This window comes from Acidovorax radicis (assembly GCF_020510705.1).
Lineage (GTDB): Bacteria > Pseudomonadota > Gammaproteobacteria > Burkholderiales > Burkholderiaceae_C > Acidovorax > Acidovorax radicis_A.
Genome location: NZ_CP075184.1, coordinates 1,564,114 through 1,585,310, shown reverse-complemented (window position 1 = coordinate 1,585,310; position 21,197 = coordinate 1,564,114). Strand labels below are relative to the sequence as shown.

Here is a 21,197-nt window from a genome sequence, read left to right as displayed (position 1 = left end):
TTTTTTTGCCGACATCTCGCACCGTGCACCCATGGCCACTGCCCACATGCAACTGCTGAAAAACCGCCTGCCCGAGTGGATGCAGGACTGGCTTGACGTCATCGTCCCCGGCGCACAAATCCTGTTAATCGTTGCGATTGCCTGGTTACTACAGCGCACCTTGCGCCGCCTTGTGAGCCGCGCCAGCGCGCACTACCAGCTGCCCAGCGAGCTGGTGAATCCCATCAAGGGCACCATCCGCTGGCTCATCATCGCCAGCGCGCTGCTGCTGGTGCTGGAGCGGATGGGTGTGTCGGCCACGGTGTTGTGGACCGCTTTCACCGGGTGTTAGAGCCGATCCAATCTTGACCAGCTGGGGGTGCGGACAAAAACTTGGACTACCAGGAGGTAGTTCATGTATTCCTACGAAGATCGAATCCGAGCGGTCGAGCTCTACATCAAACTGGGCAAGCGCACCGGTGCCACTATCCGCCAGTTGGGATATCCGACGAAGAACTCGTTGATGAGCTGGCATGAGGAGTACGAGCGGCGCCTGGACCTGCCGTCCGGCTACGCGCGCTCAAAGCCGAAGTATTCTCAAATTCAGAAGAAGAAGGCTGTCGAACACTACGCCGAGCACGGGCGCTGCATCGTCGCCACGGTCAAGGCGCTGGGCTATCCGTGCCGCGATTTGCTGCGTGCCTGGATTGATGAACTGGACCCTGACTCCCGCCAGCGCGTTGTCGGCAGAGCCGTCAGTGCGCCTCGGCTGCCGCAACTGAAGAAGCAGGCAGTCCTCGAGCTGTGCACTCGTGAGGGAAGTGCGCAGGCGGTTGCTCAGAAGCTTGGCGTGAGCAGGCCGACGTTGTACAACTAGAAGAACCAGCTTCTGGGACGTGAGGCACCCGCATCCATGAAACACACCAATCAGTCCCCGCGGGCTCAAGAGCGCGATGAGCTCGAGCGCGAGGTTGAGGCGTTGCGCCGCGAAGTCAGGCAACTGCGCCTTGAGCAGGACCTCTTGAACAAGGCCAATGAACTGCTAAAAAAAGGCCTGGGCGTCGATCTGCAGCTCCTGTCCAACCGGGAGAAGACACTGCTGATTGACGCCCTCAAGGAGCACTATGGTCTGCCAAAGCTCCTTGGACAGTTGGGTCTTGCACGCAGCTCGTACTTCTACCATCGGGTCCGAGCGGCCGCCGGCGACAAGTACCTTGAAGTAAGGCAGTCCATCACCGATATCTTCGAGTCGAACCATCGCTGCTACGGCTACCGCAGGCTGCAGGCCTCGCTGACTAGGCAAGACGTCACAATCTCCGAGAAGGTGGTGCAGCGCCTGATGAAGCAAGAGAGCCTAGTCGTGGCTAAGCCCAAGCGGCGCAGGTATGCGTCCTACCTTGGCGAGATCAGCCCCGCGCCTGAGAACATCATCGACCGAGACTTCCAGGCCGCGGCACCGAACAAGAAGTGGCTCACGGACATCACGGAGTTCCAGATCCCTGCAGGTAAGGTCTACCTGTCGCCGATCATCGACTGCTTCGATGGGATGGTGGTGAGCTGGACCATTGGCACGAGCCCGGATGCTGAGCTGGTCAATACCATGCTGGATGCAGCCATCGAGACGGTGACAGACACCGCTGACCGGCCTGTGGTTCACTTCGACCGCGGGGGGCACTACCGCTGGCCAGGCTGGATATCGAGGATGCGCGATGCCAACTTCACCCGCTCGATGTCTCGCAAGGCATGCTCCCCTGACAACGCAGCCTGCGAGGGGTTCTTCGGTCGGCTGAAGAACGAACTGTTCTATCCTCGGGACTGGAAGAGCGTCACCCTTGCGCAGTTCATTGAGGCAGTCGACGACTACATCCGCTGGTACAACGAGAAGCGGATCAAGATCTCCCTTGGCTCTCTCAGCCCTATTGAATACCGGGCAAGCATTGGACTTGCGACATAAACCAGTCCAATTTTTTGTCCGCACCCCCCAGCTGGTCAGTTTTGGGTTGGCACTAACACGCCAGCGCTGACAACGGGCTTGCAGTCACTCAATGCTGCAGTGCCCTTCTTGTCAAAAATTCCACGCCTGTGCGTTTGACCAACTCCTGGTAGCTGGTCGGCCGCCCCAACGTCTCGCCTTCGCGGTTCTCCTGCCAGTGCTCCCAGGCTCTTTGGGTGGTGGCGTCATAGACCAGCTTGTACAGATAGGTCGCCACCTTCACCCCGTTGGCCCCAATGCGAGGTCTCGCATCCGTGAGCAACTTAGCACGTTCGGCCGCAGGAAGGCTTAGTTACCATAGCCTCCATCGCTGTCGAGGCCCTTCGGGTAGTTCGCCAAGCTGATGTATTTTTTTGAGCGAGTGTTGAGCATCGGTCTTGGGATTGCCGAACCGCCTGCGCAATTCGCGTTCCAGCTCGCTCGTGCGCCATGCCGCGTGCTTCCTTCTCCCCGCGCAGCGCCCGCAGCCGCCATTCACGGGCCTGAGCCGTCAGTTCATCGTCCTGTAGTTCGTGGATTTCCATTACAGGTGCGATTGTGCCTAGGCGAAGAGCAAGTCGCTCTCATCGGGTTATGGCCCCATGCCGTAGGAGTCGGACGCGTGGTCTGTGCGTCTTCGGCCAAGAGGCATGGCCGACCGCGCTGTCGTGCTTGCGCATCGAGCCACCCTTGGCGTCTCGCCCCTTTGGGCTTCCATCGTCCCCTCGCCTTGCTCGGCTGACGCCTTCGGCCCGGTTCGCTGATCCTGGTCTGCGCGCTGCGCTTGCCTCCAGGGGATCGGCTTGCAGCCCATCCCCACCGCGCTGGGCTTGGCGCCCCTCAGATACCGTCGAACCGGCCGCGCCGGATCGGCCTTCGCGCCTGCGGCGCTGCGCGCTTTCGCTTGCGTAGGGTCGGCGTGTAACGGTCCGTTGCCTGTCCAGCCATCTTTCCTGAATCCATCACCTTGCTCGCGACTGTAGCCCGCGGCCGTATGCCGTCAAGGCGCGCAGGGCCGTGTCCTCGGCTGCGCCTGACGGGACCAGCAGCTACCAGATGCTGGCGGGCATGTTCCGCTTCGTCTGCCAGAACGGGCTGGTGTGCGGCGACACCCTGGCCGATGTGCGTGTGCCCCACAAGGGCGATGTGGCGGGGCAAGTCATCGAGGGCGCCTATGAAGTCCTGGTTGGCTTCGGTAAGCGGTACAGGTGTTTGCGCCCGATCAGGTGAACCGGCTCGGCAAGCTCAAGAAGGCCGAAATTGCGAGCGAGGCCGAGCGGCTGGCTGCGGGGACGGGGTGGCTGCCGGTGATGTTCCGGGGGCAGGAAGCGGCTGGCGAAGTCGAAACAGAGGCGGGGCGCGAGGTCGGGGTTGATGCCGATGTCAGCTCCGATGCCAGCGGCAGTGCCGATTCGGAGGTCCACGAGGACGTACACGCTGCAGTGTAAGCATGAAGCCCCGGCTGGTGTGCCGGGGATTTTTGAATGGGCGCGACACGCGCGGCAGGTCTGCCGCGCGCGTTTGGACTTCCGGCACACCAGGTCCGCCGAGCCCGGAGCGGCGCGTTACGCCAGAACTCGCTGCGGTGGGTGGCTTCGCTTTGCGCCTCAGGTCCGCTGCTTTGAAGATGCGGCCGCCATTTCCGCCAGAAATGGGCCCTCGTGAGACGGTCGGCACTCTATCAGGAAATCCGCACGATTCTTGCCTGCGATCCAGGCAGGAGGCTTCCCTCGACCTGTCCAAGTCGCACCACTTTTCTCGTCGCGGTACTTCGGGGTGACTTTTTTGATGGCGGGCTTCCAGGGAAAGACTTGCTGCGCAGTGAAGCCAAACTCGGCCACGAGCTCGTGCACCTTCTTCAACGCTTCTTGTGACTCCTCTTTTCTGGCCCGTGCGATCGCAGCATCCAGCTGCGTACGTTGCGCTAAAAGAGCATTGAGTGTGTTTGTCATTGCAATAGGGTCTAAACCGAACAACCGTGTTTCACGCGATTATCCAGGCGAGTTGCATGTCGGCACGGGAACCATCGCCTTCCACCATGATGTCCAGATCATTCACAGATCTTGCGCCACCTGGCAGTGAGTAGCCGTCGACAGTCCGGTTATCAGGGATGCGATCTAGTGGCCCTCACCCGATGATCTCAGCCAGACCCATAGCCGTGCGCGACGGCGCAATGCTGATGATCTCCGGCTCCACGACTTGGTGCTTCACAAACGGGTCTTTTTCCACCAAGGCTGTGACTTCGGCCTTGGTGAGCTTGACTGCCAGCAGCGCACCACCTTGCGCATTCTCAAGAGAGCCGGCAAGCAGGAACACCCCGTCGCTGATTCCCTTTTCGATCCACTCCTTGTGCCCGGCCATCCACTGCGCGGCTTGCGAACGATTGGGCCCAAACTTGAGCAAGACAATGTGCATGAGAACTCTCTCCTATTGATAGCGATTTCAGAGTTGGAATCCGGATCTACTTTTGCGCGCCTTGACCCGCTGCATCCAGCACCCAGGCCTCGATCTGCTTGACCTCATGGCGAATGAAGGCCTCGTCATGGAAGGCGTTGGCCAAGGAAGCAATGCCTTGGCTTCGCGCCAACAGGTGCATCGCCAGAACATCGGCATCCTTGATGCGTCCCAGTTCGACAAACTGCTGCGCCAGCCAGCGTCTGAACTGGCCAAAGATCATTCCCGCCTCGCCTTGTGAGGGGTGTCCGAGCTTTGCCAGTTCGGCGCACAGTGTTCCCACGGGGCAACCGAAGCGCTGAATGTCCTTGCGGTTGTCGATCAGCATCTGCGCAAAGCATTTCAGCCTCTCGATAGGCATGCGCCCCTTCAGCGCCCAGGCGTCCAGCATCCCCTGCGTCTTGGCCGCTCTGTGAGCGATGACTTCTTTGAGGATGTCGTCCTTGGTTTTGAAGTGGTAGTAGAAGTTGCCGCGTGAGATACCCACTGCATCGGCAATGTCGGCAAACGAGGTGTTCTCAAAGCCGCGCTGGTAGAACAGGAGATCCGCTTTTTCGACGATTTCCTGCCGTGTGCTGGGTTTGGGGACTGCGGATTTCATACTGTGGCCATTGTTGAAAGCGATTGCTCAGTGGCCGTTGGATAGTCCGTGTATCCACGCTCGTCTCCCCCATAGAACGTGGCCGGATCGGAGGGCGCGAGAGGAAGATCTCGACGCAGCCGTGTGACCAAGTCCGGATTGGCAATGAAGGGCTTGCCGAAGGCGATCAAGTCGGCAGAGCCTTGCTCGATCGCGGCCGTGGCTCGGGCTTTGCCGTAACCGTTGTTGGCAATGTAGGTACCGTCAAAGCGCCGCCGCAGTTCGCGATAGTCCACCGCAGGAACAGCGGCCGATATATCCCCCTCCAGCACGTGAAGATATGCCAAGTGCAGTTTGGCAAGCTCTTGGGCGTAGTACCCAAAATGCGCTGCCGGGTCGCTGTCGCGCATGTCGTTGAAGCTGTTTTCTGGACTGAATCGCACACCGATACGCCCCTTCGGCCAGATCTCGCTGACGGCAGCCACGATCTCCAGCAGAAACGTCAACCGACGTGCGGGTGATCCCCCATAACGGTCGCCCCGCTGATTGCTCACGTCTCGTAGAAACTGATCAATCAGGTAGCCATTGGCTGCGTGGATCTCGACACCGTCGAAGCCTGCGGCTTTCGCCACTGCGGCGGCCTTCTTGAACTGGTCCACCACTTGAGGGACCTCCCCAGTGGCCAGCTCTCTCGGCATCAAGAACGGCTGCATTCCACCGTATGTGACTGCCAGGCCTTCGGGCTTGATCGATGAAGGGGCGACAGGCAGTTCCTCGTCCAGCTGAAGACCGGGGTGTGAGATACGACCAAAGTGCTGTAGTTGGGCAAAGATGTGCCCGCCTTTTGCATGGACCGCGTCAGTGACCTTTCGCCATCCCTGTGCCTGTTTGTCCGTGTAAATCCCGGGCGTTCCAGGATATCCACCCCCCCGAGCCGAGACAGAAGCAGATTCGGAGATCACAAGCCCAGCGTCACCGCGCTGTCCGTAGTGAATCGCCATGAGAGAGGACGGCACGCCCGCTGGTGCAGCGCGGTTGCGCGTCATCGGCGCCATGACGATCCGGTTGCCGAGCAATATGTCGCTCAGCATGAAGGGGGCAAAAAGCTCATGCATTCAAGACTCCATAGAGTTAGGTCATTTGTCCTAATACTATAGGACAAATGACCTAATCGTGTCAACGTGCATCTTGGATGCTCGATCAGTTCAAGTCGGTAACCATCAGGGTCTGCAACGAATGCAGTGTTTTCTGGAACCTTGCGTTGCTGGCTTGAGTGCGTCAGGGGCCGGAAGTCAGACTAGCCACTGCCAAGTCGGCATTGAAGGCTTGAGGGCTGCTCCAGGCTGGTTGCGGCCGATGTATTAGCACGGCTGAATATCGGTAGCCGTGGTCACCTGTCATTTGAGGAGGGAAGGGGCGAACGACCGCTGCACCTCCGTCACCGGCAATTCAAAACAGGCCAGCGCTGGGAGCGCTTTGAGAACGAATCGTCGCGCACGGAGTGAGCAGTTGTACCCGCCCCCAATCGAACCAGTGGCACTTTTCGAATTGGACGAGCCACCGCTGACTCCAATGTGAACGTACCTTGTAGGGGCCGTTCAGCAAAGGTTCAGCCACGCGGTCGCAACATGGCTGCAAGGTCTAGAACAGACCCCTGGCCCACAGCCCCTGAAACCTTCAGCCCTCACAGGATCCACCATGAACGCCGATCTCAAGAATTTTCTCCAACCCATCGCACGGGTTGTCGCCGCCACACTATTTATCGTGTTTGCCGTGGCCTTCTTAACAGTGCCCTATGTGCTTCAGCAGCATCCGGGTGATCCCCTGGTTCCGTCGCAGCAGACCGGCGTTCGCCACATGACGTGAAGCCTTCTGCCCAAGTGCTTTTATTCATGCCGAGAAAAGCCGCAGAGCAATGCGGTTTTCTCTCCCACATCCCGCGAAACAAACCCATGAAATCCATCAACCAAGTCTTCCTGTTGGCCGCCTGCTGCACGATGCTGCTGACCGCCTGCAACAATGCAGATAACACGAGCCCGACTCAAGCTCCGACGACCACCGCAATTGCCAACGTCTCAGACGCCGACGTCACGACCCATGTCAAATCTGCACTGAGCAACGAAACTGGTTTGGCTGGGCTGGACATTACAGTCATCACCACCAAGGGTGACGTCCGGCTCACGGGTGTGGTATCAAGCCAAGCGCAGATCGACGCCGCCATCAGCGCCGCACGGTCTGCCGAGGGCGCTCATACCATCCACAACGAATTGACCGTCAAGCAGTGAAACACGGCTCTGTGTTCCGGTCACCATGTCTGACACTGTGGTGTTGAAACCACCTATCTGCCAAACCAATCCTTTTTGGACTTCCACCCGGTTCCGTAGACATATTTCAACTTCCGTTTCGGAGTTGTTCAAATGCCATCGGGCTCAACTGGTCGAGATGGCTGTGCCTGCGAACGCGATTGTAGAAACCCTCAATGTAGTCAAACACGTCTGACCTCGCATCGTCACGGGTTGGATATGCCAGCCCTGCGATGAGCGGACTGTTCGATGGTGGTCAGCGCGCGTGGAGCTTCGCACCGCAGCTCACCGTTCCGCTGTTCTCGGGTGGTCGGCTGCGGTCGGAGCTGCGGCTTGCCGAAGTGCGCAAATCCAGCGCCGTGGCCGAGTATGAGCGGGCCATCCAGACCGCCTTCCGGGAAGTGGCTGATGGGCTGGCTGGGCGTGAGACCTACGCCAGGCAGATTGAGGCGCAGACCCGTGCGGTAGCGAGCGCTGAGCGTCGTGCCGAACTGTCCAGCTTGCGCTATCGCGCTGGAGCCGAGGGTCGGCTGGAATTGCTCGATGCGCAGCGCCAGCTGTATGCGGCCCGGCAGACTCAGTTGGATCTGCGGCGCAGTGAGTTCGGTAGCGCGGTGGCGCTTTACAAGGCGTTGGGCGGAGGCCTGAAGGACACAGATGTCGGCGCAGATCGCACGCCCTGAGGCAGGACCAGGTGTCGGAGCGAGGTGGCAGCTGCGCTTTTGGACGGTTTTCAGCGGGCAGGCACTTTCGCTGGTGGGCTCTGCGCTGACCCAATTCGTGCTGCTCTGGTGGATCACCGATACCACCGGCAGCCTCTCGGCCCTGGCGACGGCCGGGATGGCAGCCTTGCTGCCGCAGGCATTGCTGTCACCTATCGGCGGCATTTTGGCTGATCGCTACAGCCGTCGGCTCCTGATGATCGCGGCCGATGCTGTCAGCGCGATGTGCATGCTGGTGCTCAGCCTTGCTTCCAGCGCTCCCACATCAGCGCCTTCTGGGTATCTGAATAGTAGATTCTTGGTCGCTGTTTCATCTGCAACACTCCTTGCGCCTACGCGGTGGTTAGTGTGTTGCATCGACCGGTTGAATCTGCCCCGCTTTGTGGGCATTGACCTGGGATGTGAGCCAGTCCCCGACGCCACCACGATGCTCAAGTTCCGCCACCTGCTCAATGACAACAAATTGGGTGAAGCGCTGTTTGCGCGTGTGGGCAAGGAGTTGCAGGCTCGCGGCATCAAGGTCAACACCGGCACCATCGTGGACGCCACCATCATCGGCGCGCCCAGCTCCACCAAGAACGCCGACAAGGCCCGAGACCCCGAAATGCACCAAACCAAGAAGGGCCAGCAGTGGTATTTCGGCATGAAGTTGCACATTGGCGTGGATAGCCAAACCGGGCTGACCCACAGTGCGGTGGTCACGGCGGCCAACGTACATGACAAACATCCACTGCCTGATTTGCTGCACGGCAACGAACAGCGAGTCTATGGCGACTCGGCCTATGCCAACCAGAAAGCACTGATAGCGAGCAAGGCACCCAGGGCCAAGGACTTCACCAACCAGCGTACCCGCCGTGCGGGTGAGGTGGACGAAGTACAGCGAGCCAAGAACCGCAACAAGTCACGGGTGCGTGCTCGGGTCGAGCATATCTTTGCGGTGGTCAAGCGCCTGTGGGGATTCAACAGGGTGCGCTACCGCGGGCTGCAAAAGAACGCCACGCGCGCATTCACGGCCTTGGCGCTGGTCAACATCTACCTGTGCCGGGGGCAAATGCTGGGATGGGTGCGTCCGTAACGGCGGGAATTGGGCCTCAAGGCCGCGCGAACTGCCCAAATGGGTAGCACGAGGAGCCAAAACGTCCGAAAAACTGCGTCTCCAGTGCCGCACGGCAAATCACGACGGCTTGTTCAGCGTAGCCTTAAAGGATTTCGCGCTGCTCGGCCATGCACTTGAATTCAGCCCTCGGCTACGGCAGCTCAAGCTTTAGGCGCTACGGCCTTTTGCTCAACTAGATCGTCTCAGACACTGAAATCGCTTGCAGGGATTTAAGATTCGAGCCCAAGTCACTTGCCTGATACTCGGGGTGAGGGCACCATAAGGCGTTGCTGTCCACGTTGCACGCAAGTTCATCGAAACATGATCAGTTAAGGCATCTACGCCTTCGTGATCAAAAAGGAAGTACAGAATGCAACCACCTCGGCAAGGCCTGGGAATTCTCACACTCAGTGCGCTGGGGGTCGTCTATGGCGATATCGGCACGAGCCCTCTCTACACGATGAAAGAGGTTTTCAACCCCGCCCATTCGCTCGCGATTGACGCTGCGAATATTGTTGGGGCGGTCTCAACCATCCTGTGGGCTCTGATGATTGTGGTGACGCTCAAGTACGTGGTGTTGATCCTGCGCGCCAACAACCGGGGTGAAGGTGGGATCATGGCACTGACTGCACTCGCTGCCAAGGCTGCAGGGAGTACGCCCAGGCGCCATACGCTTCTTTTGCTCGTCGGGGTACTTGGTGCTGCGCTCTTCTACGGGGACGCTGTTATCACTCCTGCCATATCCGTCCTGAGTGCCGTTGAGGGCTTGGAGACAATTACCCCCGCACTCAAACCCTATGTGCTGCCCATTTCCACTGCTGTGATCATCGGGCTGTTCCTGGGGCAGCGTTATGGCACCGCTGTCGTCGGCAAGCTGTTCGGCCCGATTGTTATCGTCTGGTTTGCGGTCCTGGCCATCACCGGCGTGGCGCAGATTGTTCAGAATCCAGCCATCCTGGCCGCCCTTAATCCGCTTCGAGCGATTGAATTCGTGCAGGCGCGTGGGTGGCACTTGTTTGTAGTCATGGGATCGATCGTCTTGGCGCTGACCGGTGCCGAGGCGTTGTATGCGGACATGGGGCATTTCGGCAAGAAACCAATTCGACTGGCTTGGAGCACCTTTGTTCTTCCCTCGCTGTCGTTGAACTATATGGGACAGGGGGCCCTGCTCATGAGCGATGCCAACGCGCTCGAGAACCCGTTCTTCCGGCTCTTCCCTCCGTACTGGTTGATTCCTGCCGTGGTGCTTGCGACCTTGGCTTCGGTAATCGCTTCACAGGCCACAATCTCCGGCGCATACTCGTTGACAAAACAGGCGGTTCAGTTGGGACTGCTTCCACGCATGCGAATTTTGCACACTTCAGAAAACGAGGTCGGGCAGATCTATGTTCCTCTCGTTAACTGGGCGGTGATGATTGCTGTGCTGCTGGCAATGGTGGGTTTCGGAAGTTCTTCGGCATTGGCATCTGCCTATGGCATCGCAGTCACGGTCACGATGCTTATCACCACCTTGCTGACTTTCTTCGTAGTTCGGAATGCCTGGGGTTATCCGCTACCCGTCGCCTTGGCAGCGACGGGCGCCTTCTTGTTGGTAGATGCCGTACTGGTGATTTCTTGCGCTCTCAAGTTTTGGCAGGGAGGGTGGTTCCCTATCGTCTTGGGCATCGCCATCTTCGCGGTGATGGCGACTTGGCGACGTGGCCGTGAATTACTGATCGAGCAGATTCGACGCGACGACCCTGAGTTGTTGCCTTTCATCAAGCAGTTGGTTGACGATGAGTATGTGCGACGCACATCCAGGACTGCAATCTATGCCGTCGCCAACCCTGACACGGTGCCCCAGGCGCTGCTGCACAACCTCAAGCACTATCAGGTGCTGCACGAGAAAAACGTGATCCTGACCGTGCGCTTCCATGAGGTGCCGTGGGTATCCGAACAAGAGCGACTGCAAGTGGAGCCTTTGGTGGAAGGCTTCTGGCGTGTCCAGGTGAACTTCGGCTTCAAGGATGAGCCCGACGTACCGCGTGCGCTTCGCTTATGCCAGCAAAAGGGTCTGTTGATCGATGAATCCGCGCTCTCCTATTTCCTGAGCCGGGAGATCGTGATCCCAACACGCGGAGCAGGAATGGCTCACTGGCGCGAGACGCTGTTTGCCACAATGGCGCGTAATGCCAGCAGCGTCGGGGATTTCTTAAGGCTTCCGCACAACGGTGTGGTGGAGTTGGGGACGCGTGTACAAATTTGACGCGATCTTTGGGACCCAAACTTTTGGAGTTCTTCATTCACGATTGCGGCGTCCCTTCTGTAAGTGGCGCATCTGGTGACTATCGGGGGCGCGTATTTGGCGATCACATGGGCATCGCCTACCCTGGATGCCCGGTTTTTCGTGCAATGCAAGTGGTGTGCGAGCGATCATTCTGCGATGCTTGCTCCCAGGTGATCGGCAAATCGCTGCCTGCTGACCTTTAAAGTGCCTTTATTAGCGTGACGATCACGCGAGATTTGTTGACAGGACCGAAAAAGTCCTTCTTGTTGGCGCCCACAACGGCACCACCCAGCGACAGGCCCGAGCCGAAGTCATAGGCCGCGCCCACGCTGTAATCCATGTAATTCGGCGCGGTGATGTCACTCGCAAACCGGGTGAAACCCACCGAGGCCTTCAGCGTGATGCTGGGCGCCACTTCCTGCGCAAACGCAAAGTTCAGATAGCCTGTGTTGCGCCCCTTGAAGCCTGGCCCCGCGTAGGCGAAGTAGTCTTTGGACAACGTGTGCGAATACTTGGCGGTCACGGGGCCGAAGGTGGCTGCGCCATAGGCCTCGGTGGTGTTGCCGTTGCTGTTGCCGGGGTAGATGTACGTCAGCAGACCGACATCCAGATCCGCCCCACCCGCCTTGAATTTGTAGCCGCCATACAGATCGGACTCGATGGAATTGCCCGACAGCCAGTCCACGCTGGAGTTCCAGTTGCCCACGTACCAGCCGGACTCTCCGAAGGCATAGTCAAACCCGCCTTGAATCGCTGGCTTGACGGTCTTGACCTTGGAAGTATCCTGGTCCTGGCCACGGAACTTGTAGTTCGTGGTCAGGCTGATGTTGCCAGTGAGCTGGGCGCTGGCCAGCAGGGGAAGAGCTGCGAAAAACGCAGTGGAAAGCACTTTGGAATAAGAGAATGTCATGAGATCAATCTTGCAAAAACGAGCGAAGGCTTGAGCGTAAAAAAACGAGCGTATAAAGTTCGTAAAGAATGCAGGCAGAGCCGTAAATGTTGCCGCGACCCGACAGACGCTACAGTTCTCCAACAACCCGCAGTTACGCACTGGCAACATCGCCAGCATTTTGTTTTGCTTGAGGTGCTGCGATGTTGATCAACTGCGTTGTGTACGAGGGTGGCACCAAGCTTGCCGATATTCCTGTCAGCGAGATTAGTGAGCACATATTGCTTCCTGGGTGCTTCGTGTGGGTGGCACTGCATGACGCCGCCACGGAGGAGCTTGACGAGTTGCAAACTGAATTCGGACTCCATCCGTTGGCGGTGGAGGATGCCCGCCATGGTCATCAGAGACCAAAGGTCGAGGAATACGGGTCCTCTCTTTTTGTTGTACTCCACCTCTTGGAGTCGAGTGAGGGCAATGAGTCCGTTACGAGCCTAGGTGAACTCAACGTGTTCGTGGGCAAGAACTATGTGGTGTCGGTACGCAATCGCAGTAAGCGAGGCTTTGTGGACGTGCGAGAACGTTGCGAGAGAGAGCCTGGACTCTTGCGTAATGGACCAGGATTCGTTCTCTATGCGCTGATGGACGCGGTAGTTGACCGTTACTTCCCGATCATCGATGCCCTCGAGGTGGAACTTGAAACGATCGAGCAACAGATTTTCACTAAGGGCGCAGCAAGAGCCAGTATCCGCCGGCTCTATGAACTCAAGCAGCGCCTTACCCTGCTCAAGCACGCAGTGGCTCCATTGTTGGAGGGGGCAACCAAACTACATGGCGGCCGGGTGCCTCAAATCTGTGCGGGATCTGAGGAGTACTTCCGAGATGTGGTGGACCACCTTAGCCGAATCAATACCTCCATCGACTCCATTCGCGATACGATCGGGACGGCGATACATGTCAATCTGTCCATGGTCACCATAGAGGATGGGGAGGTGGTCAAGCGTTTGGCGGCATGGGCCAGTTTGTTTGCCGTCTGCACCGCGTTCGCGGGAATCTGGGGCATGAATTTTGAACACATGCCAGAGCTCAAATGGCGCTACGGGTATGCGGGTGCGATCACACTCATCGCCACCACTTGTTGCTATCTCTACTATCGCTTCCGCAAGGCTGGCTGGTTATAGGCAGTACTCGCGTAAAAGACCCTGCGGTCGATCCACAACACATCAAGCCCACGGCTCGCTAGTCATTCTGAGCGGTGCTTCATTTGGTCTGTACAACTACTCCTGCCGATTTTTCAGACCACTATCCGATCAGAATTTTTACGGAATTTTTACGCTCCTCGCAGCAGTCTGTGCACACTTTTTACGGCGACATCTTGAGAATCAAACACACGTTTTGATGCAGGAGTTGTCGATGGACGTCGTATGGATCGCTGCAATTGCGGCAATGTGGATAGTCATGGCAGAGGCCGTGGTTCTGCTGGGCAAGTTTGGCCCGACCAAGGGGGAACGAGCATGATTGGCGTAGAAGTTCTTTATGGCTTTGGGGCACTCGTGGCCATCGCCTTGCTGGCCTACCTCGTGTTCGCGCTGATCTGCGCGGAGGAGTTCTGATATGGACACCTTTGCGTGGGGCCTCCTTGGGCTCTTTCTGGCCGTGCTGGGCCTCTTGGCATGGCCCCTTGGTAAGTTTCTTGCAGCGTTGTGCGACGGCAGGCTTCCGAGGTGGATGCACGCTGTCGAAAAGCCGCTGTACAAGTTGGCCGGCGTAGCTCCGGACCAGTCGATGCACTGGCGTGCCTATGCGCTGGCACTGCTCGCATTCAACGCCATTGGAGCGTTCGTGGTGTATGGCCTGCAGCGCGTTCAACACCTGCTGCCGTTCAACCCTCAGGGGATGGCGGCAGTGACCGCCGACTCCTCGTTCAATACGGCGGTGAGTTTCGTGACCAATACCAATTGGCAGGGCTATGGCGGTGAGTCCACCATGAGCTATCTCACGCAGATGCTGGGCTTGTCGGTACAGAACTTCTTCTCGGCTGCAACCGGCATCGCCGTGGCGTTTGCATTGGCCCGTGGCTTTGCAGCGCGACGCACGGATGGCCAGGGCTTTGTCGGAAACTTTTGGACCGACGTCACGCGCATCACGGCCTGGGTCCTGGTGCCGATCTCCTTTGTGATCGCCGTGGTACTGGTCGGACAAGGTGTCATCCAGAACTTCGACGCCTACAAGGACGTTACGACGCTGGAGCCAACGGCCTACTCCATTCCTAAGCTTGATGAAGCAGGCCAGCCAGTCAATGGTGCTGACGGGACCCCGATCATGGAGGACAAGACCACCACGATCCAGACACTCGCGATGGGACCCGTGGCTTCTCAGGAGGCCATCAAGATGCTGGGTACGAATGGCGGCGGGTTCTTCAACGCCAATTCCGCACACCCCTACGAGAATCCCACAGCACTGACCAACTTCGTGCAGATGCTGGCGATCTTCTTGATCCCTGCTGCTCTGTGTTTCGCGTTTGGGCGAGTTGTTGGCGACAAGCGCCAAGGCATCGCGATCTTGGCTGCGATGACGATCTTGTTTGTCGTTGCTGTCATCGCTGTCGTTTCTGCAGAGCAAGCAGGAAATCCTCAGTGGACGTCACTCGGAGTGAACCAGGCAGCCAGCTCCTTGCAATCGGGCGGCAACATGGAAGGCAAAGAAGTTCGATTTGGTATCACCGCGTCGGCACTTTTTGCTGCGGTCACGACAGCTGCGTCTTGCGGCGCCGTGAACTCTATGCACGACTCATTCACGCCCCTGGGAGGCATGGTCCCGATGGTACTGATGCAACTCGGCGAAGTGGTCTTCGGCGGCGTAGGTACCGGTCTGTATGGGATGCTGGTGTTTGCCATCCTCGCGGTCTTCATGGCAGGCCTCATGATTGGTCGCACGCCCGAGTACCTGGGCAAGAAGATCGAAGTGCGTGAAATGAAGCTCACCTCCGTCGCGATCTTGGTGACTCCGATTCTGGTGCTGGTCGGTACGGCCATCGCCGTCAGTGCGGGTGCCGGCAAGGCGGGTATTGCCAACCCCGGCGCCCACGGGTTCTCCGAAATTCTGTACGCGCTGACATCGGCTGGTAATAACAACGGCAGTGCCTTTGCTGGCTTATCCGCCAACACGCCGTTCTACAACGTACTGCTTGCCTTAGCTATGTGGTTTGGACGCTTCGGTGTGATCGTGCCTGTGCTGGCCATTGCCGGTTCGTTGGCTGCCAAAAAACGGCTGCCGGTCACCGCGGGCACTATGCCCACCCATGGGCCACTGTTTGTGGTCCTGTTGATCGGTACCGTGCTGCTTGTAGGTCTTCTCAACTACGTGCCTTCCCTGGCTCTCGGCCCGGTAATCGAGCATTTGATGCTCTGGGCAAAGTGAGGGTTTTCTGATGATTAGTAAAAAATCTTCTATTTCGTTGCTGGATCCCGCGCTGATAAAAACTGCGCTGTGGGGTGCCCTGGCCAAACTCAGTCCGATGGTGCAGTGGCGCAACCCGGTGATGTTCATCGTCTACATCGGCAGCATCTTCACGACACTGCTGTGGGTGCATGCTCTCAATTCGCCTGAGGATGCGAGCATGCGGCCAGCGTTCGTGCTGGCGATCACTGTGTGGCTGTGGTTCACTGTTCTATTTGCGAACTTCGCAGAAGCCCTGGCCGAAGGTCGCAGCAAGGCGCAAGCCGCATCGCTGCGGGGGTTGCGCAAGGAAACCTGGGCCAAGAAGCTCAAGGAGCCAGTCTATGGCTCCACCTTCCTGCCTGAGCAGGCCACCAATCTGCGCCGCGGCGACGTGGTGCTGGTGGAGACCGGAGACGTCATTCCTTTGGACGGCGAAGTGATCGAGGGCGTAGCCTCCGTCGACGAAAGCGCTATCACCGGCGAATCGGCACCTGTGGTGCGTGAGTCCGGTGGTGACTTCTCCGCGGTCACCGGAGGTACCCGTGTGCTTTCCGACTGGCTGGTGGTGCGCATCTCCGTGAATCCTGGCGAGTCGTTCCTGGACCGGATGATTGGTATGGTCGAAGCTGCCAAGCGCCAGAAGACGCCCAACGAGGTGGCGCTGACCATCTTGCTGGTGGCGTTGACGATAGTGTTCCTTGTCGTCACCGTCACTCTGTTGCCGTTCTCGCTGTTCAGCGTCCAGGCATCGCAGGCGGGCACTGTGGTTTCGTTGACCGCATTGGTTGCCTTGCTGGTATGCCTGATCCCCACCACGATCGGTGGCCTGCTGTCCGCGGTGGGCGTGGCAGGCATGAGCCGCATGATGCAGGCCAACGTCATCGCAACGTCTGGCCGCGCGGTGGAAGCTGCAGGCGACGTGGATGTGTTGTTGCTCGACAAGACCGGGACGATCACTCACGGCAATCGCCAAGCCAGCGCGTTCCTTCCTGCTCCGGGCGTCACTCCGGGCCGCCTGGCTCGCGCAGCACTGCTGGCGTCCCTCGCAGATGAGACGCCTGAAGGTCGCAGCATCGTCGAACTCGCTCGCCGCTCTGGCACTGACGAGAAGAACCCCGAAGGCGTGGTGCTCGTCCCCTTCACTGCGCAAACTCGCATGAGTGGTGTTGACGTGCCTGCAGATGCCGGCTCGGGAAAGCCTGTAACTATGCTGCGCAAAGGTGCGGTGCAAGCGATTGCTCGGCACGTGGAGGCTTTGGGTGGCGCAATGCCCAAAGAAGTTGGCGCAGCTGCCGATCAGGTGGCCCAACGCGGAAGCACGCCATTGGTTGTGACTGAAGGCAATCAAGTCTTGGGCGTCGTGGAGCTCAAGGACGTGGTCAAGGCGGGTATCAAGGAACGTTTCATTGAGCTGCGCCGCATGGGTATCCGTACCGTGATGATCACGGGTGATAACAAACTCACCGCCGCCTACATCGCTGCAGAAGCCGGAGTCGATGACTTTCTGGCCGAAGCAACCCCGGAAGACAAACTGGTACTCATCCGCAAGTACCAGTCCGAAGGGCGCCTGGTCGCCATGACCGGAGATGGCACCAACGATGCTCCTGCGCTGGCCCAGGCCGACGTTGCGGTGGCAATGGGTAGCGGAACCCAGGCCGCCAAGGAAGCAGGCAACATGGTCGACCTTGACTCCAACCCAACCAAGCTTCTGGAGGTTGTCGAAACGGGCAAGGCACTTTTGATGACCCGGGGATCCCTGACGACTTTTTCGATCGCGAACGATGTGGCGAAATACTTCGCCATCATTCCTGCCATATTCGTGTCGACCTACCCGCAATTGTCGGCTCTCAACGTGATGCATTTGGCAAGCCCATCGTCTGCCATCCTCTCGGCCGTGATCTTTAATGCGCTGGTGATCGTTTTCCTGATCCCCCTGGCCCTGCGAGGTGTGCGCTATCGCCCAGTAGGCGCGGCAGCGCTACTGCGTCGCAACCTCGCGATCTATGGCCTGGGAGGTCTTCTTGTGCCCTTCGTCGGTATCAAGTTGATCGATTTGATTCTTGTCGCTGTTGGCCTGATTTGAGGAGCTTGTGATGAAAGACATTCTTCGCCCCGCTATCGTGGTGTTCGCCGCCCTGAGCGTGCTCACCGGGTTGCTTTATCCCCTGGTCGTCACGGGCGCGGCCAAGGCCGTGTTTCCGAACGAAGCTGCTGGTAGCCTAGTGCAACGTAACGGCCAAACAGTAGGATCGTCGTTGATCGGCCAGAATTTCTCCGATCCTGGCCACTTCTGGGGCCGACCATCGGCCACGGCACCCATGCCATACAACGCAACTGCCTCGGGTGGATCCAACCAGGGGCCGCTGAATCCCGCGCTGAATGAAGCCATCAAGGCCCGTGTGGACGCACTGCGCGCAGCAGACCCTGGTAACACTGCCATGGTGCCGGTGGACCTGATCACGACTTCCGCCAGTGGCCTGGACCCCCACATCAGCCCTGCGGCAGCTCAGTACCAAGTGGCACGCGTGGCACTTGTGCGCAATCTGCAGGCAGAGAAATTGACAGCGCTTGTCGAAAAACATACGGAGCGCCCGCTTCTCGGGTTGCTTGGAGAAGCGAGGGTCAATGTTTTGGCATTGAACCTTGCCTTGGAAGATGTGCGTTAGGACGATGCTCTCCCGCAACGGCCTCACACCGGGGCATGAGCTCATTGCAATAAAGAGGGGCTCTCGTGGCTGACGCTCATCGTCCAAATCCCGATGCGTTGATTGCTCAGTTGCGAGCGCAGGAAGAGCAGACCAGCCGTGGCAAGCTTCGCATTTACTTTGGCGCCAATGCCGGCGTAGGGAAGACCTGGGCCATGCTGAGCGCGGCCCAGCGCGAGCGCAGCGCCGGCCGCGATATCCTGATTGGTGTGGTGGAAACACATGGCCGAGCGGAGACGGCGGCGCTGTTGAGTGGGCTGGAGGCATTACCTCTCAGGGAGGTGGAGTACCGTGGCCGGCTCCTTCCTGAATTTGACCTAGATGCGGCCCTTGCACGTAAGCCGGCCATTCTCCTGGTGGATGAGCTCGCTCACTCCAACGTGCAAGGTTCCCGCCATGCTAAGCGCTGGCAGGATGTCCAGGAACTGCTCGCCGCCGGCATCGATGTCTGGACCGCTCTCAACGTGCAGCACCTTGAAAGCCTCAATGGGACCGTGGGTGCGATCACGGGAATCCGAGTGCATGAGACAGTGCCCGACACGGTGCTGGACGATGCGGACGAGGTGGTGCTGGTCGATGCGACACCGGATGAGTTGATCGCCCGGCTGAGTGCCGGCAAGGTCTACGTGCCTCAGCAGGCGGATCGTGCCGCGAGGAGCTTCTTTCGCAAGGGCAACCTGATAGCTCTGCGAGAAATCGCTCTGCGCCGCACGGCCGAGCATGTGGAAGATGACGTGCTCGGCTGGAGAGTCGAGCAATCGGGTGGTGGCGGAGGCGGTGTGGCCGGGGCCTGGAACACTTCGGGCAGCATTCTGGCGTGTGTGGGACCCCATGAAGATGCGGCCCAGACAGTCCGAACGGCTGCACGCCTTGCTGGCCAGCTCAATGTAAAGTGGCATGCAGCGTACGTGGAGACACCTCGACTACAGCGATTGCCTGCGAAACGTCGAGACAAGATTCTGGCGGTGCTGCAGCTAGCTCAAGAGCTTGGGGCCGCGACGGCGGTGCTCACCGGGGACCGGGTGGCACCAGTGCTGGCAGCCCAAGCGCTCCAGCTGAACTGTGCGACAGTAGTGTTGGGGCGGCCCGCCACTCCCGACAACTGGACAAAATGGATTCCTGCAAAGCCTGTGGGAAGAGAGCTTGCCCAGCTGGCGCCCTCGCTTGATATTGTGGAGACCGCGCACGCCAGAAGTTCCAGGCGATTGCCTGAGGCGCTGCGCAGTTCAAGATCAGGCGTGGATGCGCTGGAAACGGATGAAGTTGCCCACGCGCGTTGGCCAGGATTTATGTGGGCTCTGGGGGCGAGCATTGCAGTTACTTTGATTGCGACTCCCTTACACGGGTTACTAGAGCTGACGAACATTGTCATGCTCTACCTCCTTGCCGTCGTCGCGGTGGCCATGCGCTTCGGGAGAGGGCCTGCGGCAATGGCAGCACTACTCAATGTGCTGGCATTCGATTTCTTCTTCGTATCGCCGCGCCTGTCTTTCGCCGTGAGCGATGTGCAGTACGTCGTCACGTTCGCCGTCATGCTGGGAGTCGGCCTGCTGGTGGGGCAACTCACTGCGGGTCTTCGGTTCGCTGCAGGAGTGTCGAACAGCCGGGAGCGGCGGGCTCAATCCCTGTTCGAACTCACACGAGAGCTGTCTGCGGCACTTGAGACAAGCCAAGTCATCAGCATTGGCGCTTCGGCAGTTCAAGAACATTTTGGCGGGCGGGCGGTGGTGGTGGCAATGGACGAGGCGGACAACCTCCACTATCCTGAAGATCTTCCGGTAGGTTTTGACAAAAGCGTGGCTGACTGGACGCTGCGGCAAGGCCAGAGTGCAGGGCTTGCAACAAATACCCTTGCCGCCCATTCTTGGCGCTATGTGCCCTTGAAGGCGCCCATGCGGGTTCGAGGCGTTCTTGCATTGGAGCCGTCGAATCCGAGGTGGCTACTCATTCCTGAACAGGCTCAGCAGCTCGATACTCTGGCCCGGCAGATTGCCATCGCGCTCGAACGTGTGCACTACGTCGACATTGCGCAAAAAGCGGTCCTGGACGTTGAATCCGAACGACTGCGTAATGCATTGCTAGGGGCCGTATCCCACGATGTGCGTACGCCTCTTACTGCGCTCATCACACTGGCCGAATCGCTCAGGGCGGTGCCGCTACACGAGCGTGATTCTGTAGCGCAAGCTATCGTGCACCAGGCGCATCAACTCAACGCGCTCGTTAGCAACCTGCTGGACATGGCTCGGTTGGAAAGCGATGTATCTGGTGAGAGTGTCAGTTTGCGGTGCGACTGGCAATCGGTGGAGGAGGTCGTTGGTGCATCCATTCGGGCGGCTCAAGCCGCGCTTGGCGGCAAGACCGTGCGTACAGACATCCCTACAGATTTGCCCCTGGTGGAGTTTGACGCAGTGCTGATCGAGCGCGTGCTGGTCAACCTCCTGGAGAATGCTGCCAAGTATGGAGCACCACCTATTGTCGTGAAGGCCTCCACAACCAAGAGCAACCTGGTGCTGGAAGTGATGGATCATGGGGCCGGTTTGCCTCTATCTGTTCGAGGGAAAGAGCACACCTTGTTTGATAAGTTCACGCGCGGGCAGGCTGAATCCGCAACACCAGGTGTGGGGCTGGGCCTGGCCATCTGCAAGGCAGTTGTGCACGCCCATGGCGGAACGATATCAGCGGCCAGCGCGCCGGGAGGTGGTGCCCTGTTTACCATCACCATTCCACGCCGAGAGCCCCCACCCGAGCCTGATTTTGATGACATGGAGCGGGGCCCAACTGCCCCCTGATGCA

The 21,197-nt window shown here is 58.9% G+C and carries 15 protein-coding genes and 7 pseudogenes; 15 read left to right on the top strand and 7 right to left on the bottom strand.

Going from position 1 to position 21,197, the window contains the following annotated elements; genetic code table 11:
- Window positions 1-46: 46 nt before the first annotated feature.
- Window positions 47-325: pseudogene (locus KI609_RS07240) on the top strand (mechanosensitive ion channel family protein); the annotation flags it as partial.
- 69 nt (window positions 326-394) lie between these two features.
- A pseudogene (locus KI609_RS07235) lies at window positions 395-1,933 on the top strand (IS3 family transposase).
- 88 nt (window positions 1,934-2,021) lie between these two features.
- Here the strand turns inward: KI609_RS07235 and KI609_RS07230 are convergent.
- A pseudogene (locus KI609_RS07230) lies at window positions 2,022-2,213 on the bottom strand (DNA/RNA non-specific endonuclease); the annotation flags it as partial.
- 773 nt (window positions 2,214-2,986) lie between these two features.
- On the opposite strand from KI609_RS07230, the pseudogene KI609_RS07225 reads away from it, so the two are divergent.
- Both KI609_RS07225 and KI609_RS07220 read left to right on the top strand, forming a co-directional pair.
- Window positions 2,987-3,145: pseudogene (locus KI609_RS07225) on the top strand (DUF932 domain-containing protein); the annotation flags it as partial.
- Window positions 3,146-3,159: 14 nt separating this feature from the next.
- Window positions 3,160-3,399, top strand: coding sequence for a hypothetical protein (locus tag KI609_RS07220; protein ID WP_413463380.1), 240 nt, complete (start codon window positions 3,160-3,162; stop codon window positions 3,397-3,399).
- Between the two features lie 159 nt (window positions 3,400-3,558).
- On the opposite strand, the gene KI609_RS07215 is transcribed toward KI609_RS07220, so the two are convergent.
- From KI609_RS07215 to KI609_RS07200, 4 genes are all read right to left on the bottom strand, one after another.
- Window positions 3,559-3,903 (bottom strand): H-NS family nucleoid-associated regulatory protein, encoded by a 345-nt coding sequence (locus KI609_RS07215; protein WP_226448559.1) that lies wholly within the window; start codon window positions 3,901-3,903, stop codon window positions 3,559-3,561.
- 175 nt (window positions 3,904-4,078) lie between these two features.
- The gene (locus KI609_RS07210) at window positions 4,079-4,366 is read right to left on the bottom strand and encodes a YciI family protein (protein WP_226448557.1); all 288 of its coding nucleotides are present in this window, start codon (window positions 4,364-4,366) and stop codon (window positions 4,079-4,081) included.
- Between the two features lie 46 nt (window positions 4,367-4,412).
- The gene (locus tag KI609_RS07205; protein WP_226448555.1) at window positions 4,413-5,006 is read right to left on the bottom strand and encodes a TetR/AcrR family transcriptional regulator; all 594 of its coding nucleotides are present in this window, start codon (window positions 5,004-5,006) and stop codon (window positions 4,413-4,415) included.
- A complete protein-coding gene (locus KI609_RS07200) occupies window positions 5,003-6,100 on the bottom strand; it encodes an alkene reductase (RefSeq protein WP_226448553.1) in 1,098 nt (365 codons plus the stop codon). Before KI609_RS07200 ends, KI609_RS07205 begins: the two co-directional genes overlap by 4 nt.
- Window positions 6,101-6,683: 583 nt before the next feature.
- Between KI609_RS07200 and KI609_RS07195 the strand changes: the two genes are divergently transcribed.
- Together KI609_RS07195 and KI609_RS07190 are read left to right on the top strand one after the other, a co-directional pair.
- Window positions 6,684-6,851, top strand: coding sequence for a hypothetical protein (locus KI609_RS07195; RefSeq protein WP_226448551.1), 168 nt, complete (start codon window positions 6,684-6,686; stop codon window positions 6,849-6,851).
- An 86-nt stretch (window positions 6,852-6,937) separates the two neighbouring features.
- On the top strand, window positions 6,938-7,270 hold the full coding sequence (locus KI609_RS07190) for a BON domain-containing protein (RefSeq protein ID WP_226448549.1): 333 nt from the start codon (window positions 6,938-6,940) through the stop codon (window positions 7,268-7,270).
- 106 nt (window positions 7,271-7,376) lie between these two features.
- Here KI609_RS07190 and KI609_RS07185 read toward each other — a convergent pair.
- Window positions 7,377-7,508 (bottom strand): annotated as a pseudogene (locus KI609_RS07185) (IS3 family transposase); the annotation flags it as partial.
- On the opposite strand from KI609_RS07185, the pseudogene KI609_RS07180 reads away from it, so the two are divergent.
- The 3 genes and pseudogenes from KI609_RS07180 to KI609_RS07165 form a co-directional block, all read left to right on the top strand.
- Window positions 7,504-7,971, top strand: a pseudogene (locus KI609_RS07180) (TolC family protein); the annotation flags it as partial. The pseudogenes KI609_RS07185 and KI609_RS07180 overlap by 5 nt on opposite strands.
- Before the next feature lie 397 nt (window positions 7,972-8,368).
- A pseudogene (locus KI609_RS07170) lies at window positions 8,369-9,085 on the top strand (IS5 family transposase); the annotation flags it as partial.
- 391 nt (window positions 9,086-9,476) lie between these two features.
- Window positions 9,477-11,351: a potassium transporter Kup gene (locus KI609_RS07165; RefSeq protein WP_226448547.1), complete on the top strand. Its 1,875-nt coding sequence runs from the start codon at window positions 9,477-9,479 to the stop codon at window positions 11,349-11,351.
- A gap of 220 nt (window positions 11,352-11,571) precedes the next feature.
- Here the strand turns inward: KI609_RS07165 and KI609_RS07160 are convergent, their stop codons facing one another.
- A complete protein-coding gene (locus tag KI609_RS07160; RefSeq protein ID WP_226448545.1) occupies window positions 11,572-12,282 on the bottom strand; it encodes a TorF family putative porin in 711 nt (236 codons plus the stop codon).
- Window positions 12,283-12,464: 182 nt separating this feature from the next.
- On the opposite strand from KI609_RS07160, the gene KI609_RS07155 reads away from it, so the two are divergent.
- The 6 genes from KI609_RS07155 to KI609_RS07130 all read left to right on the top strand — a co-directional run bounded on the left by KI609_RS07155 (window position 12,465) and on the right by KI609_RS07130 (window position 21,193).
- Window positions 12,465-13,439 (top strand): magnesium and cobalt transport protein CorA, encoded by a 975-nt coding sequence (locus KI609_RS07155; protein ID WP_226448543.1) that lies wholly within the window; start codon window positions 12,465-12,467, stop codon window positions 13,437-13,439.
- A 333-nt stretch (window positions 13,440-13,772) separates the two neighbouring features.
- On the top strand, window positions 13,773-13,871 hold the full coding sequence (gene kdpF / locus KI609_RS07150; protein WP_007858021.1) for a K(+)-transporting ATPase subunit F: 99 nt from the start codon (window positions 13,773-13,775) through the stop codon (window positions 13,869-13,871).
- Window position 13,872: 1 nt separating this feature from the next.
- Window positions 13,873-15,678, top strand: coding sequence for a potassium-transporting ATPase subunit KdpA (gene kdpA / locus KI609_RS07145; RefSeq protein ID WP_226448541.1), 1,806 nt, complete (start codon window positions 13,873-13,875; stop codon window positions 15,676-15,678).
- Between the two features lie 10 nt (window positions 15,679-15,688).
- Window positions 15,689-17,782, top strand: coding sequence for a potassium-transporting ATPase subunit KdpB (gene kdpB / locus KI609_RS07140; RefSeq protein WP_226448539.1), 2,094 nt, complete (start codon window positions 15,689-15,691; stop codon window positions 17,780-17,782).
- 10 nt (window positions 17,783-17,792) lie between these two features.
- Window positions 17,793-18,365, top strand: coding sequence for a potassium-transporting ATPase subunit KdpC (gene kdpC, locus KI609_RS07135; RefSeq protein WP_226448537.1), 573 nt, complete (start codon window positions 17,793-17,795; stop codon window positions 18,363-18,365).
- 65 nt (window positions 18,366-18,430) lie between these two features.
- A complete protein-coding gene (locus KI609_RS07130) occupies window positions 18,431-21,193 on the top strand; it encodes a DUF4118 domain-containing protein (RefSeq protein ID WP_226448535.1) in 2,763 nt (920 codons plus the stop codon).
- Window positions 21,194-21,197: the final 4 nt, after the last annotated feature.